This window comes from uncultured Tateyamaria sp. (assembly GCF_947497045.1).
Taxonomy (GTDB): Bacteria; Pseudomonadota; Alphaproteobacteria; order Rhodobacterales; family Rhodobacteraceae; genus Tateyamaria.
This window is the reverse complement of record NZ_CANMEU010000011.1, coordinates 1-17,062: the sequence shown is the minus strand read 5'-3', so window position 1 is coordinate 17,062 and position 17,062 is coordinate 1. Positions and strand designations below refer to the sequence as shown.

Sequence of the window (17,062 nt, the reverse complement as noted above, 5' to 3'; positions counted from 1 at the left end):
GGGCGCTTCAATGGATCGCAGCATTCTGCCACCCTTGCAAAATCTTGGTATCCCGGTAGCCCGAACGACCCCACGCTTATCGAGGTTAACAGTGTTTACCACGGTTTGTGAATCGATTGTCGGCTGCCAGGACGACAAGCCACGAGTGGAACTTGCAGACCCCAACGCCGAAAAGGAAACTCGATATGAAAACCCCGATGATACTGACAGCTGTGCTTGCAACAACCGCCATTCTGGTCGGTGGCTATGGTCAGCTGCAGCCAGCCAACGCCCAACAGGAGGCCGATTGGAAACCCGTCTGGACTGCTGATGGCGAACTACAGCTGCCGACCGGCTATCGAGAATGGGTATATCTGGGTTCGCCACTTACGCCAAATGCACTTAATGGCGGAGCAGCTGGTTTCCCCGAATACCATAACGTTTACATGCATCCCGAAGTCTTCAAAATCTATCAGGAAACCAAAGTGTTTCCAGAAGGCACAATCCTTCTCAAAGAACTGCAACTGACGCTGAGCAGCGATGAAGATGATGGATCAAGCTATGAAGTGTCCGGGCGGGGTTACTTCCCCGGACCCTATAATGGCATCGACATCGCGGTAAAGGATTCCACGCGCTTCAGCGACAGCAAAAATTGGGGTTACTTCAACTTCGGACACCATGCCCCACCATATGCTGAAACGGCTGCCGCTGCCCCTACAGCAGCATGTGCCCAATGCCACATTGATAATGCGTCAGCGGACATGGTGTTCACCAAGTTCTACCAGATCCTCGACGCGGAATAAGTACTGCGCAGGAGAGGTTTAACGGTGATTTGCTTCCTCTGGCCCTCATCGGCCGGAGGAAGCAGTCGAAACCCCGGATCGAAAGGGCCCTGCACCACCCAGCCTTGATAGAGTGGTCAAATGATCAAAGGCCAAACACCTTAAACCGGAAGATTGGATAGACAGATGACAGAAGACGCGCAACCAAAGCAGCCTGCGGACCTCGCTGTGGCGATGCACTCTCCGAATGATACGCTTTCGTCCAGTGGCATGCCGGAAACCGCGCGTGCAACAGAAACCACAGGGGGAAAGTTTCAACAGATTGTATCCTGCGGCAATCATCGCGTTATGGCGGACGAACCCGTGAGCTACGGTGGTCTTGATACAGGTCTGTCGCCCTATGATTTTCTGGCCTCGGCCGTGGCAACATGCACAGCAATGACCTTACGAGTGTACGCCGCTCATAAGTCGTTGGACCTGGGTCGCATAAGCGTGGGCGTGACACACGAGAAGGTGCACCTGGATGACATGACCACGGCTGCGACTTCCGAGAAAAAATCAATCGGATACATTGACCGTTTCGAACGGTTGATTTCGATTGAGGGGGATGTTTCGGATGAGCTGAGGAACAAGTTATTGGCGATCGCTGACAAGTGTCCCGTAAGCAGAACGCTCGAAAGGACGTCCCAGATCGAGACTGCATTCTCCAACGACTGACGCAGCTCATTTTGCAACCACGATACCCAATCCGTAAACCTAGGTCGTGGCCCGGTAGCACGGCCAAGCATGGCCTCAGTCATGCCCTAACTGTGGCTGCCTAAGCCCGATAATAGATACGCCGCACACTCGTGAGAGTGATAGTCGTAAACACTTCATCAAGGCAGATTGGTTGGGACGTTGCCAGAGCGTCTAGTTGGTCTTTGGTTCCATTTGCGCACCAACCATCCAAGAAATTTCATCAATCTTTCTGGACAGCTGATTCAGGAGATCCGCGCTGCTGTAGTCTTTCAATTCGGTAACCGTTTTGACGTTGCCGCGAACAAGCATTTTCAGTTGGAAGATCGAACTTGAAAAGGCGTTGATGTGCTTTTGCGCGGCAGCAATATCCAAAGGATAGTCGGGCAGGTGAGACCCTTTCGCAACTGCCTTGGCTGTACCCCTCACATGCCCGCCCAAAGCCGCAATTCTTTCGGCCACATGGTCCGCACAGTCGGACAGGTCAGCATGCACTTCGTCGAAAAACTCGTGCAAAGCCAGAAATTCCCGACCCTGCACGGTCCAATGGATCTGTTTGGCATGACTGGCCAAGTCGATGAGATCAAACAAGCGTTGCTGCAATACTTCGCAGACGTCGTCGTTTGGCGGTACAAATCGCTTCGGCATCCTTTAACTCGCTTCCATTGGTTGGCAAACGCTCATCTTGTTGGGCTGTTGGAAAGTTGTGTGACGGGGTTGATTACCGCCTGTTTAAATGGGGGTGCAAGGCTTCCTCATGTTGCCTTCCTTCACGTCATATGGTCGTCGCATACAGGCGGCGCGTATCTCAGAATCTTGCCAAAATTCTGGAATCTAAGGGGTTTTTGTTTCCGCTCAGGTTGCCTTTGTTGAAGGTTCACATTTTTTTGAAAATTGCTTAACGCACGTCAGGACAGGTTAGGCACGATGGGATAACCCGGTCACAAGGACTGACTGTGCTGAATAGTTATGGATCATTGTTTACCTATCTGACCTTACCCGAAGCCGCTCAGGGGCACGCATAGTTCCGACATCTCTATCGCTGACTGCAAGCGGAAATAGTTTCAGAAACTTGCGGTTTTCTGGTGCGGTGGTAGTGTATTTGTTAGACTTAGCAGGATCTGTGACTAGTTAACGATTTGCCCATGCGATCAACGCAGGGTGCCACGCAGGCAGCCCGATGCGGACTTTGGAGTAAGCAAATGCGAACTGGAAGACAAGCCGCCTGGCCCCGAAATGGCAAAGCCATCGGATACGGAGATCTCACATTTGGGTATGCCGCGCCGGTTGAGAACCTCGAGACTGAGGCGGTAATGCCTTTCAGCATCATGGCACTTCATCAAAATTCTTTCGTCGCTGACGCCGCACTTGGTGGCCGCAAGATGCAACGGGCACATGTTAAGGCTGGCGATTTTTCCTACATACCGAAAGGTATTTGGCAATCAACATCGTCGGAGAAATCCGGTGGCTACCTCTACCTTGTTTTTGATGATGGTCTTCGGCAGCGTTGTGAAACCGAGCTTGGAGTGTCAAAGCCGCTTTTTGAACCCATCGACTTCCATCCCCGCCTGGAACGCAGCCCGCAATATTCTGCACTGATCAATGATTTTTTGGGCTCCGAAGGTCTTGGTGGGCGGATGCGCGCGGAGGCGCTGGCGTCTTTACTCGTGTGTGAGATCCTGAATTTCAGAGGATCAACCCAAGAAGCTGTCCGCGTCGGGTTGGGCAAATTCAGGGTCGCGCAGATTCTGGAGTATATCGACGAGCACACAGATGAAGAGCTATCGCTGGCAACACTGGCTGAAATTGCGGGTGTCAGCGTCTTCCATTTCTCTCGGATGTTCAAAATTGACACAGGCATGACGCCTCATAAATTCGTATTGCGTCACCGGGTCAACAAAGCGCGCGAGATGCTTGAGCGTAGCGATGCAACACTCGCACAAATTGCTTACGAGGTTGGGTTCTCATCGCAAAGCCACATGATTTCCAGCTTCAAGCGCTTTGTCGGCACCAGCCCAGGCAAATACCGCAAGATCATCAAGCAGTGAGTCGGCGGTATCTACACGTCGGTATATGAGCCGGTCGTCAGGGGCCCCGTTTTCGGAACCGTAAAGAAAGCTGTTTTAGGCCGAAAAATCGTTATCCACCAGCGGCGCGAAGATTCGGTTTCGACCATCAAACCGACACCTGTAGAGATGTCAGGGGCAGGTCCTTCGGGCCGACGCTATCTCAGGCTTTCTGGGCAAGATGGTCTGTTCGGAACCGAGCAAGAGATCATATAACTGTGATGACAGGCTGATGAAGATTTACGGCGGGCGATTTCTTGCAGAACCTGACACAGTGAACGAATGGAACCCAAACGTTGGAGCGTGAACTCCGATCCCAATGGAGTCGAATGGAGAAACATGGAACTGAATGCGGATTTTGAAAAACGCGTGGTCGTCCACTCTGATCAGCTTGAGTGGAATGCCTCGCCGATGCCCGGCGTGGATCGGCGGATGCTGGACCGGATCGGAGGCGAAGTTGCGCGCGCGACAACCATTGTACGCTATGCACCCAACAGCAAGTTTTCGGCCCATACCCATACCGGGGGGGAGGAATTCATCGTGCTTGACGGTGTCTTTCAGGACGAGCACGGCGACTTTCCGGCCGGGACCTATGTACGCAACCCCCCGACATCACAACATACGCCTGGGTCTGACGCGGGGTGTACGATCTTTGTAAAGCTCTGGCAGTTTGACATGGATGACCGCACCCAGTTCCACAGGACTATGGCCGATGAACTACCAGCGCCCGTTGACGGTGTCGCCACCGGAGTGCTGCATCAAGACGACCGCGAAACGGTGACGTACAGCCACATCGACGCGGGTGCGAACTATGCCAATTCCGACGCGGGTGGCATCGAATTGCTGGTCATTGAGGGCTCCATTGTCGAAAGCGGCGACACGCTTGGCAAGGGTGCATGGTTGCGTCTGCCCGAAGGTCAACCATTGTCCACTGTTGCAGGTGCTGATGGTGCAAAGGTCTGGGTCAAGACGGGTCACTTGCCATATGCAAGACCACCGGCCGTCTGATGGGTACTGGCAAGAAACTGGCACTTGTTGCCGGGGCGGGGGCTGGTCTTGGTCAGTCGCTTCTCACGCGCTTTGAGGCAGGTGGGTATCACCCTGTCGGGCTTGGCCGTACGCGCCCGGACTCGCCCGTTGGGGATTTTCATGTGCTCGATCTGGCCGATACCGCAACCGTCCCGAAAACGATTGCCGAAATCATCACAAAACATGGTCCACCAAGTGTCGTTGTTCACAACACGGCGGAACTGGTGATTGCCCCGTTCACGGGCACAACCGTAGAGGATTACAGCCGAACCTGGACATCGATGGTACAAACAGCCGTGTTACTGGCCCAGGCAACATTGCAGCCAATGACCCGAGCTGGCGGCGGGACCTTTATTGTCTCCGGCGCAACTGCTTCCTTGCGTGGTGGCGCGCGGTTTTCTGCCTTTGCCAGTGCCAAATTTGCACTGCGGGGCCTGACCCAATCACTGGCAAGAGAATACCAGTCAGCAGGTGTTCATGTGTGCCACACCATCCTCGACGGGATCATTGATACAGAGCGTTCGCGCGATCTGCACAGCCTTGATCCGGCGAAAATGATGAAGCCGGAAGATATCGCAGAAATGTACTGGCAATTGGCACATCAACCCCAATCAACATGGACGCATGAGATTGATATGCGACCGGCATCAGAAAGCTTTTGACATGCAAACTCTGATCATTGGTGGCGGGCTGTCTGGCCTGGCTTTGGCTGAACAACTTGAAGCGCAAGGCCACGACTACATGCTGGTCGAAGCTCGAGAGCGCTTTGGCGGGCGGATCAAGACGGAAACGCTTGGTACGGGTTATTTCGACATGGGTCCGGCATGGTTCTGGCCAGGGCAGCCCCGGATTGCCGCATTGATCGACCGGCTGAAACTGGAGAAGTTCGACCAGTTTTCCGACGGCATATTGTCCTTTGAGGACGAGCAGCAGAATGTGCAGCGCGGCCGCGGTTTCGCTTCCATGGAGGGGTCCTGGCGGCTTAAGGGGGGCTTGGCGCATCTTACCCAAACGCTGGCAGATCGCCTGCCTGATGCGCACAAACGGCTGAACGCCGCTGTGACCAGCTTGTCCAGGACCAGCGGCGAGATCACGGCGACCTTTGCGGATGGCACCACGCTGACAGCAGGTACGGTTGTGCTGGCGCTTCCTCCAAGAGTTGCCGCCGAAATCACATTTGAACCCGCTTTGCCTGCGGGGACAATTCGCGCGATGCAGGGTATTGCAACCTGGATGGCAGGGCAGGCAAAGGCGATCGCCGTTTATGACAGACCATTCTGGCGGGAAACAGGGCTTTCAGGGGACGCGATGAGCCGATTTGGCCCAATGGCCGAAGTACATGATGCTTCACCTGCCGAAGGTGGGCCATATGCCTTGTTTGGGTTCATCGGTGTTCCGCCACAGAACCGCAGGGATGAACAGGCCCTGCGCCATCAGGTTTTGGCACAATTTGCCCGGTTGTTTGGCGAAGAAGCGGCCAATCCCAACAAGCTGTTTATCAAGGACTGGGCGTTTGATCCCTACACATCAACGGACGCGGACAAGAAACCGCTTTATGCGCATCCATCCTATGGACTGCCTGGTGCGATGATCGATTTATGGGATGGTCAACTCCGTTTTGCCGGGACAGAAGTCGCCCCTCAGTTTGGCGGCTATATCGAAGGTGCGCTGGAGGCCGCGGACAACGTAGCGCGGACAATTGGTAACACCACAAAAGATCGCGCCCACGCGAGTTGATCCAAATCGGATATGTTGAACGCAGCAGACTTGGAAGCGGCCGCAGCGTTGCCTTATCTGGAAGGTACACGACTATACGCAGGGGCAGACGAATATCTGGGCGGGTATAAGCGTGTTGCATTAAAAACTGAGCTTTGCACGGTCGTGCAAGGAAGTCACAAGCTCAGCTATCGCAGATCTGTCAGCAAAATTGCCAGCCCTTTCGGACTGGCAATTCATGTAACTTCTTGATCTGGACAAAAACCGTGCGCGGTTACTTGTAAGCAATCATGGAAACTTCAACCAGCACTGGCGCGTTGGGTTTGCCACCGGGCAAGGCCCCAACTTCGACCGCCGCGCGCGCAGGCGGCAAATCGCCCTCGCCCCAGTAGGTTCCGTACACCTCATTGAAGGCACCATAGCCTGAAATGTCGGTGATAAAGACAGTGGCCCGAACCGCATCATTCAGGTCATACCCGGCCTCGGCCATCACGGCACTGATATTCTCCATCACGATCTTGGTTTGGTCCTGAACATCATTTTCACCATCACTGGCATGCGCCGGGATTGCACCATCCACATACGGAATTTGACCAGAGATGTAGAGAAAGCCATTCGCCGTTTTGATACCCGGCGAATAAGGCGCGATGGGCACGTTTCCAGAAGGGTAAACCCCTGTCCGCGCCTCTTCTGCACTTGCAGCGGAGACGCCAAACGCGAGGGCCGCAATCCCGGAGATAAGAATATTTTTCATAGTATTTTCCTTACTGTTGGAAGTTGAATCACTTGGCCGCTTGAATGATCAGGTCCGCGACAAACTGCGGGTTTGAAACCATGACAACGTGGCTTGAGGGAACCTCGGCAGATGTAGCGCCGATCTTCTTGGCAAATTCGCGTTGCAGCGGCGTTGGCGTCATCTTGTCATCGCCAGCGATGGCAAAGAAGGATGGTTTGTCCTTCCAGGCGGCCTGCGTCACTGGTTCTTCCAGTGCTTTGCTGTTCAGCAATCCTTGGCTGGCGGCAATGAATGCAGCCTGATCCGCTGGCAGATCATGTGCAAAAAATTCAGCGGCTGCGGCCTCTGGTAGATAGAAATAGCCGGCCTCATCCTGCTGAAGTGCGCCCAGACCCGGGGCCGGATAAACGTCAAGCATTGCGGCTTCGCCCAGAGACTGGCCGACATCAGGCGCATAGGCGGCGACATAAACCAGTGACTGGACCTTATCGTGTACACCTGCTTCGGTGATGACCATGCCGCCCCAGGAATGACCAACCAGAACAACCGGGCCTTCGGCACGGTCTATGGCACGATTGGTATAGGCCACGTCGCCCATCAAGGAGTCCAACGGGTTCTGGACGGCAATGACGTTCAGGCCCGCCTCGCGCAAGAGCGGTGAAACCGCGCTCCATGAACTGCCATCAGCAAATGCCCCATGGACCAAAACCACCGTTTTCGCGGCAAGCGTCTCGGCCAATGCAGTCGTGGTGCCCGTGAGCGTTAGCCCCAAAGAGACGAATGTAGACATAAGAAGCTTTCGGAATCGCATAGTTTTCTCCCATAGGTTGATTTAGGTAACTTAACTAGTGCACTAGTCTTTAAATTGTGACTGCGACTCATGTCAATAGTGCACTAGCTAAAATGATTGAATTCAGAACCCCCTCATGCCCTTCCAGAGGTCACTTCAAACGGTCTCGTATTTTCTTGAGTTCAGTGATCATTGCTTGGGCTTCGACGTCACTTACACCGATTGCGCAGCCAAAGGCTGGCGGGATAGACACTGCCTTCCCGCGCAAGCTGGCTCCTCTTTCTGTCAACACGACATTGACTCGCCGTTCATCATCCGAATTTCGTTTACGAACGACGAGACCCAGCTTTTCCATGCGCTGTACAAGAGGGGTCATTGTTGCCCCTTCAATCTCCAGTGCCTGCGCCAATTCGTTCACGGTCATGCCATCATTTTCCCATAAGGCAAGCAGCGTCAGATACTGTGGATAAGTTACGTTCAGGTGAGCAAGAAGTTCCGCGTACTTCTTGGTAATCGCACGTGACGTCGTATAAAGCGAGAAGCACATCTGTTCGCTGAGTATCAGCGGATTTTTCAGCTTGGTGTTCGACATCATTTGCTCGCTACGGGATCAGTACGGGTCTGATGAGGTTTGCCAAGACCTACAACGACATAACACTCTAAAGCGGTGAGCACCGCAACTGCAATGGTAAACCGGGGCAAACATTTGGTCGTCTCCGACTTTGGCCAGCAGGTAATTGGATTCGGTAAGTGTTTACAGCTATTTTTGCTGATGACACGCCTTGTGCCGTTTACCGCATGCTGCGCGCATCGTCTTTTGACAGGTCGTGGTTCCATCTGATGCCCTGCACAGACGCACATTTTTCGAGCGACACCCACGGAGCAACTGTCAGACTGCTGCAAGATGTAAAACTTATGAAATCTTCAACTTTGGCCCGCTTTGAGCATCCAGATCGTCTTTTCGTGCCATGTCAGCCGATCTGTCAATATCCCCGCTGAAACATCGTCTTCGGCATTTTCAGAAATCTGGATAGCATTTCGCAGGATCTCGGCAAGCTCATTGTGTTCGTCTATCAATTTGTTGACCATGTCATCAGCAGACTGGGCACTCGCGGCTTCCGACCCGCCAGCAAGAGCCATAAAGTCCGCAACCGATCCCGGAGCAAATGCACCCAGGGCTCTTATTCTCTCGGCAAGCTCATCGAGAGTTTCCCATAAATTGGTGTATTGCTCTTCGAAAATCTTGTGCAGCCTGAAGAACTGATGGCCTTCAACGTTCCAATGATAGCTGTGGGTCTGCACGTAGAGCCGGAAGGTTTTGCCTAAGACAACCTTCAAAATTTCGATGTTCGAATCCGTCGCACTGATCATATTGTGTCCATGTCAAAAAGAGCGCTTTTCACAAGTGCGCCAGCAAACTTGGCCTTAGGGTATCGCGAGTGCGCTAGTAAATTGACCTAAGGGTAATTTTGACGATCCAATAGTCAATAGCAGGATGAGCGGATCTTCGCGATTGAGATGTAAGCATATGTTAATATTACACGAAGTTTCTAATTATTTGGGCTTTTTGCCCCGCCTTGCGGAAGCTGACACCCTGGGGTAGTGATGCTGCTATGCGGCACCGTACGGCCTGTCGATCATCGGAGAGTGATGCAAATGGAGTGGACGTTTCTGATCAATGCCGACCTGTCAAAGCTACAAAACCTCAAGACGGATGGGTGATAGCTATGTGTGTCGGGCGGCTGCATAATTTTGTTGTTTTGGGTAGTGCGGACCTAAATGCGCATGCCGTTTCAGCTGAAAGCGCCGGAGAAGTTGGGCATACCGCTCGGCTGAACGATCCGTTGAGGTCCAAGATACTGCAAACACTTACACAAATGGCCCCATGGGAACCGGTTTCTTTGGAGATTAGCCGACTTCCTGAGCAAGAATATGCAAGTCACGAGGCTTTTCGAAATCCCCCATAACTGCTGTTGAGTATTTCTTCGTTCGACGGCGGAGCAGGACATGAACAAAAATTTCGAAGATAAGATCATTATCGATCGCCACTATAGCCTGAGTTGCGTCCAACCTGGATCGCAGCACCTAGAGTTGAAGCCTGATCAATACCTCGTGGACATATATCTTAGTGGGAGCAAGGGCAGGTTCTCGCAGCCGCCTTGTGCGGGTGCCCCTCAAACAACGATACCGAACTCGTTCAATTTTCTGCCATGCGGCACAACTGATGTTTATTCGACTGTGCGCAATGGCCTTTCCGTGCGTTTCGTTTTTGAATTGAACGCCATTCGTATAATCCCGGCCCGAGAAGCCTTGCGTGACTGCACAACCGCTATGTGGAACCAACTGGATGTCGCAATGCTGGGCGCTGCGGAGATCACCAAGGGATATCTTCAAACGCCCAACCACAGTGTCAAAAATGTCGAAACATCGTTCCTCCGCGATTTGCTGGCGGTGCGGATGTTGCAAATTTTGAGCCAGACAACATTCGATGAAACAAGTGTTCAGTCGCCTTCTATCCAACGCAGTATCGAGTTTATCGACGCAAATCTCTCTGCTCCGCTACATCTGGATCACATCTCGCAACACGTAAATATCAGCCAGCACCACTTTGCCCGCATGTTCAGGTCTGCCATGGGCATCAGTATCCGCCACTATGTGATCAAGCGGCGGGTCGAAGCGGCGGAACGTATGATTTCTCAGACCGATACCAGTCTGGCAGAAATCGCCTACGCGACGGGCTTTAGTTCACAAAGTCACATGACAACCGTTTTCCGACGAGTCACCGGACGCACGCCCGCCACCTACCGCACAATGTTGAGCCGCAGCGCGCAAACATCGTGAAGAGCTTTATGCCAGAGTGACATCTGATTTTAGGACCACTTTTCCCTCATTTCACCCGCACGGACTGAAGCGCCGGATCACCAAAAAGCATCCGACAATACAAGAGGGCAAACCCTGAATAGGCCGTGATCCAAAGCAAGGCAGCTGCGGAGTACATAACCAACGGTTCCATAGGCGTAAGCTCAGCAAAAAATCTGGCAGCTGTCGCGCCAATGACGCTGAGATAGAGCAGATTGGTACCCATGTCCGCTCGCAACTCACGGCCCGAATGCCCCAGTGTCGCTCTCGTCATCAGGGCCAACGTCATGCAACCGATCGCCCCCGACATCCAAATGTGCTGTGAAGCTGCCGTGCTCAAAAGGTCTGGCCGCAATATCGAACACGCCACAAGAGCAGCCCCGAGAGGTATGAAGGCATATCCGACATGCAGCACGAAGAGCAGGGAATTCGAAAAGGTTGCAATGCCCGACCATCTAGAAAGCCGTATCGCTTGAAGCAGGCTCGCCGCCAGCAATGCATAGGCGGACAAAGCCTGATCCGGCAACACAACCCACAAGATCAATGCGATGGCCGTCACGACCAGAGCGAGGATATCGAAATAACCCATCGGCTTTGACGGGACGTTTGTTCGACCGGTTTTCATCAGCCAATTTCGGGTGAACACCGGGATCACACGGCCACCGATTATCGAGATTTGCATCAACGCGGCTGCCACTCCAAAGCGAAGTCCAACCCCACCGGCCCCGTAATCCCCTCGGGCGGCCTCAATGTGAAAAAGGCCATTCGCTGCGACGAAGGCAGTGAGCGCAATGACGACAATCAGGTTTTTCCAATTTCGCGCCGCAACGATCTCATGTGCGATGATGATGGCCAAGAGGATTGGAAAGAGGAGGTCAATCGTGGCAACTGTGATCGGTGACAACATGTCTGACACAGAGAACGCCCCGCGCCCGACAGCCCAGACGACGATCAGGAAAGCGAGCCTTAGCCCGCCAATGGGTGCACGCCCCGTCCAGCTGGGTACGGCTGTAAGAAGAAAACCGGCGATTATCGCTCCGAGATAGCCAAACAAGAACTCATGTGCATGCCATGACACTGGATCCATCCGAATTGGCATTGAAATAACGCCAGCAAGCATGGAGGTCCAAAGCATCATCGCGACGGCCGCCCAGATTGCGCCCAGGAAAAAGAAGGGCCGGAATCCGTAGGACAGGAATGTGGACACTGGTTTCACTTTCTCCGAATGTAGCGATGTTCGCGGACCACCAGATTGCACACGGCTATCCCAAGGACTGGGTTATACTCAAACTTTGGGCGAATCCCACCCGATGTCTCACATTGGCGTAGTCGGCGACTGCTCTTGCTCAAGGTCAGACACCAGTCGGTTCGCGCGACCCCGAAATGCCTGATAGACAAAGATGGCAAACGCGAACACGCCGACCCCAAAAACGATATCGCCAGGGACCCTCATCCAGACGAGTGCTTCCATTATCGGAGAGTGAATGAATTCAGCCGATCGGGCATGTGCGTAACTGTGTTTTACGCTGGCATAGGTTTGTAGAATGCCCTGTGGCAAAAGGGACAGGAACGTCATCATCGCAAGGCCAATATTGAGAGACCAGAAACTGATCTTGATCAGCTTGTGGTTCCAGTCTCTGAGATCTGTCAAACCGCGCATGCAATAGAGCGTGAGCCCAAGACCAAGCATACCATAGACACCGAACAAGGCCGCGTGGCCATGATTGGCGGTCAAGTTCATACCCTGCATGTAAAAGAGGGCCAGAGGCGGGTTAATGAGGAAACCGAAAAGCCCTGCTCCCACGAGGTTCCAGAACAACACCGCAGAGAAGAACATGAAGGGCCATTTATAGTTCTCTTCCCACTTCTCTACCTCTTCCAACTTTGCGTGGTTGTAGGCTTCGAACCCGACCACCATGAGCGGCACGACCTCCAGCGCAGAAAAACTGGCCCCGATGGCGATCACCGAGATCGGGGTGCCGCTGAAATAGAGGTGATGGAACGTCCCCAGGACGCCACCGCTCAGAAAGATAATGGTCGCAAACAGAACCATGACGGTCGCCGTCTGGATTCGCAGCAATCCCATATGGATAAACAGGATCGAGATCATGGCCGTTGCGAACACCTCAAAGACGCCCTCGACCCAAAGATGCACAACCCACCAGCGCCAATAATTCGCAATGGCGATGTTTGTATGTTGCCCCCACATCAGGCCAGCCAGATACAGCGTGCCGATTGCAACCGCCGCAAGGGTGATCAGATAAAGCAAGGACTTGTTGGCGCTTGACGAAAGGGCCTGACATTTTGTTGAGACAAGTGTCAGCACGGGATACATGGCGCGCAACATCAGCAAAACCCACAGCAACAACCCGACTGCCAGAAAGATCTGCCAGAAACGTCCCAGGTCCACGAATTCATAACCTTGGTGGCCGAACCAGAAATTCACCGTCATGTTCTCGATGAAGCGATGGATCGCGGCCCATTCCCCAAGGAAAGAACCACCAACGATAATGATCAGGCTGACAAAGAGGATGTTGACACCTAACACCTGAAAAGGCGGGTCCTTTCGGGCAAGAAGGGGCGCAACGTAGAGACCGGTCGCGAGCCAGGCCGTCGCGATCCAATACACTGCAAGCTGTGTATGCCAGGTGCGGGTCACGGAGTAGGGCAGATATTCGACGAATGGCAGACCATAAAACCCCTGCCCCTCTACCGCATAGTGGGCCGTGACCATTCCGAGCAATACCTGCCCAACAAACATGGCGGTCACCAGCCAGAAATATTTTGCAGTGGCACGCATCGAGGGTGTGACGGTCGCTCGATCCATAAAGTCGAACTGAGCAAACCCACCTTCCGGCTCAACATTGTCGCGCCAGATGTCGTACTGTTTGGCATAATACCAGACGATGGCACCAATACCGGCGAGGAGTAGAATAATCGATGCAATGCTCCACATGAAATTGGCCGCCGTCGGCACGTTCTCGATCAAAGGTTCATGTGGCCAATTGCTGGTATAGGTATATGTCTCACCCGGGCGATTGGTGGATGCAGCCCAGGACGTCCAGAAGAAGAATGCATTTAACGCATGGGCCTCATCGGCGGTCAGCACTGAGTGTATGGGCATCGCGTATTCGCGGCGCAAATCCAGGTATTCCTGCCCCTCGGCCATGAACAATCGGCTATAGTGCTCACCGACCTCTTTGATTGCCTCGTGTCGGCGATCACTCACTTTTGTCGTCCCGGAAACCTCATCGTAAGTGTTTGTTCGCATCTCGGCGCGGAGCATCCCCAGATAGGCCGCACGCTTGGCGTCGTCGCTTAAGGTTGGGAGCGGGTTCTTGTCCTCGTACAATTTCAATAAGGTGTTGGCCTCGCGCTGAAGCCAGTCGGCGGTCCAATCCGGAGCCACATACCCCCCATGGCCCCAGATCGATCCTTGCTGCATACCGCCGGTGGATTGCCAGACATTTTGCCCGTATTGGATATCGGCACGGGTAAATACCGTGGCCCCACCTTCAGTCTGGATCTTTTCGGGGATTTGAGGGGCAACCTGATAGATCTCGTGACCAAGGTAGAGAAGCGTACCAAAGAAAAGCACGAGGCTCGCGGCAAGAATGCTCCATAAGCGGTTTACAGAAAAAGTTGATTGATAATTTTCCACGTCAAAAACCCCCGGTCGTCAGATGTGGGCAAAGATATTTTATAAGATATATTTTGTCTACATCTTTGATTGCACATGTTTCTGTTTGACAGTTCTCAGAACAAAATCTAGAAGATATACTTTGAAAATATCTTTAAATATCAACTGATCTAGCGTTCAATACAGGCTGGACTCCGGGGAGAGCGGTAACAATGGTACAACTCAAATTGCCCGAGGGATCCCGCATCGTTGCGGGCAAGATTTGGCCCAAACCGGATGCGACAGGGATTCGCGAGATCAAAGTCTACCGCTGGCAACCGGATGACGACACACCCCCGCGACTTGATACGTACTACATCGACACTGATCGATGTGGCCCCATGGTGCTTGACGCCTTGATTATGATCAAGAACGAGATCGATCCAACGCTTACATTCCGCCGGTCCTGTCGGGAAGGCATCTGCGGTTCATGCGGCATGAATATCGATGGTACAAACTGGACAGCATGCACCAAAGGCATGGATGAGATCGAAGGCACGATCAGGATCTACCCACTTCCACATATGAGTGTCGTCAAGGATCTCGTGTGCGATATGACTCATTTTTACGCGCAGCACGCAGCGACCAAACCTTGGCTGCAAACCACATCACCCACACCGGAGAAAGAGTGGCTTCAATCCGAAGAGGATCGGAAAAAACTCGACGGGCTTTATGAATGTATCATGTGCTCGTGCTGTTCAACCGGATGTCCCAGCTATTGGTGGAATTCAGATCGGTATTTGGGTCCAGCGACGCTGCTGAATGCGCACCGCTGGATATCCGACAGCCGGGACGAGGCGACGGGGGAACGGCTGAATTTCCTCGAAGACCCTTTTAGGCTCTATCGGTGCCACACGATTATGAACTGCACGAAGACGTGCCCCAGAGGACTGAACCCCGCCAAAGCCATTGCCGAAATCAAGAAGATGATGGTCGAACGAAACCTCTGAAACGTTCAGGGGGTTTTTGAAACAAGCTGCGACGGAATTCACACATCCAGCCTGGTCAGGAGGTCGTTGTGGAATCACACATAGCGTCAGTGCAGAAACATATGCCCGGTATTATCGTCGCCGGCATTATCGCTCTGGCGGCGCAGTTCCTGTCAGAGCATTATGGCGTACCTGCCATGTTGATGGCACTGCTCCTCGGGATCGCACTGCACTTCCTGAGCGAGGAAGGGGCATGTCCACCAGGCATTGAGCTGTGTGCGACAACCGTCCTGCGGATCGGTGTCGCACTACTTGGTGCCCGGATCAGTTTTGAGCTTCTGCTCGCCCTTGGGGTGGAGATGATCGCCCTTGTACTGCTCGGGGTGATCCTGACGGTGTTGCTGGGTTTAGCTGTATCCTACCTGCTCGGTCGCGGATGGCGCTTGGGTCTCCTCACAGGCGGGTCGGTGGCAATATGCGGGGCCTCAGCAGCAATCGCGATCGCCGCTGTCCTTCCAAAAAACGAACACTCCGACAGGAACCTCAGCTTTACCATCCTGAGCGTCACAGTCCTCAGCACCATCGCTATGATCGTCTATCCAATTGTCGGCCAGTCCATTGGGCTTTCCACCGACGAGATCGGGGTGTTCCTCGGCGGGACAATCCATGACGTTGCGCAGGTCGTTGGCGCAGGTTTTTCGGTGTCTCAAGAAGCTGGGGACGCTGCCACATTGATCAAGTTATTTCGGGTCGCAACTCTTGCGCCCTTCATTCTGCTGCTATCAATCATGTTCAGGGGCATGAGGACCGACAAAGGTGCTGCGGGCGTTCCGATCGTTCCATCCTTCATCATCGGCTTCCTTGTTCTTGCAACACTCAACAGCTTTGGATTGCTCCCTGAATGGCTAAGCTCAGCACTTGGCCAGATATCCCAATGGGCGTTGCTGACGGCCATCGCCGCAGTCGGGCTACGAACCTCATTGCGCCGTGTCCTCGAGGTCGGACCTCAAGCCATCGTGATGATAATCTCGGAAACTGTCTTCATTGCCCTCGTTATCTTAGGGGGTATCTACTGGACCCGTCACGTTTTCGTGCCGCTCCAAGTGCTCGTTTAAGCCACTTTTCTTTCGAATGTGACGGGGCTTTTCCAGCCCAGTGCTGAGTGGCGGCGGCGCGGATTATGGAAGCCATTGATGTAAGCCTCGAAATCTTCAGCCTGTGTGAGCATTCCAGATTCTAGGGTCTCGGGGTCAAATATTGCTCCCGAAATTTTTGCTCTTCGGAAGGTACAGCCAGAAAGCTTCGCACCGGTGAAATCACACCCTCTCAAATCACATCCGTCAAAGGGCATTGCGGGTCAACAGGCCGCTGACGTGGTCGTTGAAACAATCGAGACGATCCCGGTGTTTCAGACCGCCTTTGCGCGGTACGCCGTTGCAGCACTTCTGATGCTGCCGTTCATGTTCACCCGTCCGTCTCTCTTCCAAATGTCATCGCCTTCACGATATCTGGTCCGGACGATTGCAGGCTTTGGAGGCATCGCGTTGATGTTCGCGGCCATTCAAGTAATTCCACTGGCTTCTGCCACCGCAATTGGCTTCACCAGCCCAATTTTTGCGATGGTTTTTTTTCTGTTCTCTTGCTTCAAGAGCAGGTGCCGAAATTACGATGGATTGCGGCCATCATGTCCGTCATCAAATGGTTTGAGACAGATGGCGGTTTGACTTTGAGGAGTCGTCGCTCATCTGGGCTTAGTTAAGCA

18 protein-coding genes and 1 pseudogene are annotated in these 17,062 nt (G+C 53.3%); 11 read left to right on the top strand and 8 right to left on the bottom strand.

Translation table 11 applies throughout. The features are described from left to right. Positions 1 to 185: 185 nt before the first annotated feature. Together Q0859_RS17785 and Q0859_RS17780 are read left to right on the top strand one after the other, a co-directional pair. Positions 186 to 782, top strand: a complete 597-nt coding sequence (locus Q0859_RS17785; RefSeq protein ID WP_299153736.1) for a cytochrome P460 family protein — start codon at positions 186 to 188, stop codon at positions 780 to 782. A gap of 165 nt (positions 783 to 947) precedes the next feature. Continuing rightward, positions 948 to 1,478 carry an OsmC family protein gene (locus Q0859_RS17780; protein WP_299153735.1) on the top strand — a complete coding sequence of 177 codons (531 nt, stop codon included), beginning with the start codon at positions 948 to 950 and terminating at the stop codon, positions 1,476 to 1,478. 192 nt (positions 1,479 to 1,670) lie between these two features. Here Q0859_RS17780 and dps read toward each other — a convergent pair whose 3' ends face one another. Further along, positions 1,671 to 2,144, bottom strand: coding sequence for a DNA starvation/stationary phase protection protein Dps (gene dps / locus Q0859_RS17775; RefSeq protein ID WP_299153734.1), 474 nt, complete (start codon positions 2,142 to 2,144; stop codon positions 1,671 to 1,673). Between the two features lie 554 nt (positions 2,145 to 2,698). On the opposite strand from dps, the gene Q0859_RS17770 reads away from it, so the two are divergent. From Q0859_RS17770 to Q0859_RS17750, 5 genes are all read left to right on the top strand, one after another. Further along, positions 2,699 to 3,544, top strand: coding sequence for an AraC family transcriptional regulator (locus tag Q0859_RS17770; RefSeq protein WP_299153733.1), 846 nt, complete (start codon positions 2,699 to 2,701; stop codon positions 3,542 to 3,544). A 357-nt stretch (positions 3,545 to 3,901) separates the two neighbouring features. Then, on the top strand, positions 3,902 to 4,570 hold the full coding sequence (locus Q0859_RS17765; protein WP_299153876.1) for a cupin domain-containing protein: 669 nt from the start codon (positions 3,902 to 3,904) through the stop codon (positions 4,568 to 4,570). Next, positions 4,570 to 5,253, top strand: coding sequence for an SDR family NAD(P)-dependent oxidoreductase (locus Q0859_RS17760; protein WP_299153732.1), 684 nt, complete (start codon positions 4,570 to 4,572; stop codon positions 5,251 to 5,253). Before Q0859_RS17765 ends, Q0859_RS17760 begins: the two co-directional genes overlap by 1 nt. A gap of 1 nt (position 5,254) precedes the next feature. Further along, the gene (locus Q0859_RS17755; RefSeq protein ID WP_299153731.1) at positions 5,255 to 6,328 is read left to right on the top strand and encodes an NAD(P)/FAD-dependent oxidoreductase; all 1,074 of its coding nucleotides are present in this window, start codon (positions 5,255 to 5,257) and stop codon (positions 6,326 to 6,328) included. Positions 6,329 to 6,340: 12 nt separating this feature from the next. After that, positions 6,341 to 6,559: a hypothetical protein gene (locus tag Q0859_RS17750; protein WP_299153730.1), complete on the top strand. Its 219-nt coding sequence runs from the start codon at positions 6,341 to 6,343 to the stop codon at positions 6,557 to 6,559. A 22-nt stretch (positions 6,560 to 6,581) separates the two neighbouring features. Here Q0859_RS17750 and Q0859_RS17745 read toward each other — a convergent pair whose 3' ends face one another. The 4 genes from Q0859_RS17745 to Q0859_RS17730 all read right to left on the bottom strand — a co-directional run bounded on the left by Q0859_RS17745 (position 6,582) and on the right by Q0859_RS17730 (position 9,204). After that, positions 6,582 to 7,061 carry a Rid family hydrolase gene (locus Q0859_RS17745; RefSeq protein WP_299153729.1) on the bottom strand — a complete coding sequence of 160 codons (480 nt, stop codon included), beginning with the start codon at positions 7,059 to 7,061 and terminating at the stop codon, positions 6,582 to 6,584. A gap of 28 nt (positions 7,062 to 7,089) precedes the next feature. Then, entirely contained in the window at positions 7,090 to 7,833 is a 744-nt protein-coding gene (locus Q0859_RS17740; RefSeq protein WP_299153727.1) for an alpha/beta hydrolase, read from the bottom strand. A 151-nt stretch (positions 7,834 to 7,984) separates the two neighbouring features. Further along, complete coding sequence (locus Q0859_RS17735; RefSeq protein WP_299153725.1) at positions 7,985 to 8,425, bottom strand: MarR family transcriptional regulator; 441 nt, start codon at positions 8,423 to 8,425, stop codon at positions 7,985 to 7,987. A gap of 332 nt (positions 8,426 to 8,757) precedes the next feature. After that, the gene (locus Q0859_RS17730) at positions 8,758 to 9,204 is read right to left on the bottom strand and encodes a DNA starvation/stationary phase protection protein (RefSeq protein ID WP_299153723.1); all 447 of its coding nucleotides are present in this window, start codon (positions 9,202 to 9,204) and stop codon (positions 8,758 to 8,760) included. A 636-nt stretch (positions 9,205 to 9,840) separates the two neighbouring features. On the opposite strand from Q0859_RS17730, the gene Q0859_RS17725 reads away from it, so the two are divergent. Beyond that, on the top strand, positions 9,841 to 10,674 hold the full coding sequence (locus Q0859_RS17725) for an AraC family transcriptional regulator (protein ID WP_299153721.1): 834 nt from the start codon (positions 9,841 to 9,843) through the stop codon (positions 10,672 to 10,674). Positions 10,675 to 10,720: 46 nt separating this feature from the next. On the opposite strand, the gene Q0859_RS17720 is transcribed toward Q0859_RS17725, so the two are convergent. Further along, positions 10,721 to 11,899: an NnrS family protein gene (locus Q0859_RS17720; RefSeq protein WP_299153719.1), complete on the bottom strand. Its 1,179-nt coding sequence runs from the start codon at positions 11,897 to 11,899 to the stop codon at positions 10,721 to 10,723. Positions 11,900 to 12,007: 108 nt separating this feature from the next. Continuing rightward, a complete protein-coding gene (locus Q0859_RS17715) occupies positions 12,008 to 14,353 on the bottom strand; it encodes a nitric-oxide reductase large subunit (protein WP_299153717.1) in 2,346 nt (781 codons plus the stop codon). Between the two features lie 191 nt (positions 14,354 to 14,544). Here Q0859_RS17715 and Q0859_RS17710 point away from each other — a divergent pair, with 191 nt between their 5' ends. Both Q0859_RS17710 and Q0859_RS17705 read left to right on the top strand, forming a co-directional pair. Beyond that, positions 14,545 to 15,321 carry a succinate dehydrogenase iron-sulfur subunit gene (locus tag Q0859_RS17710; RefSeq protein WP_299153715.1) on the top strand — a complete coding sequence of 259 codons (777 nt, stop codon included), beginning with the start codon at positions 14,545 to 14,547 and terminating at the stop codon, positions 15,319 to 15,321. Positions 15,322 to 15,422: 101 nt separating this feature from the next. Beyond that, on the top strand, positions 15,423 to 16,415 hold the full coding sequence (locus tag Q0859_RS17705) for a putative sulfate exporter family transporter (protein WP_299153713.1): 993 nt from the start codon (positions 15,423 to 15,425) through the stop codon (positions 16,413 to 16,415). Positions 16,416 to 16,573: 158 nt separating this feature from the next. On the opposite strand, the pseudogene Q0859_RS21540 reads toward Q0859_RS17705, so the two are convergent. Further along, positions 16,574 to 16,651, bottom strand: a pseudogene (locus Q0859_RS21540) (pentapeptide repeat-containing protein); the annotation flags it as partial. A 22-nt stretch (positions 16,652 to 16,673) separates the two neighbouring features. Here Q0859_RS21540 and Q0859_RS17700 point away from each other — a divergent pair. Then, entirely contained in the window at positions 16,674 to 17,024 is a 351-nt protein-coding gene (locus tag Q0859_RS17700; protein ID WP_366523221.1) for an EamA family transporter, read from the top strand. The last annotated feature ends 38 nt before the right edge of the window (positions 17,025 to 17,062 follow it).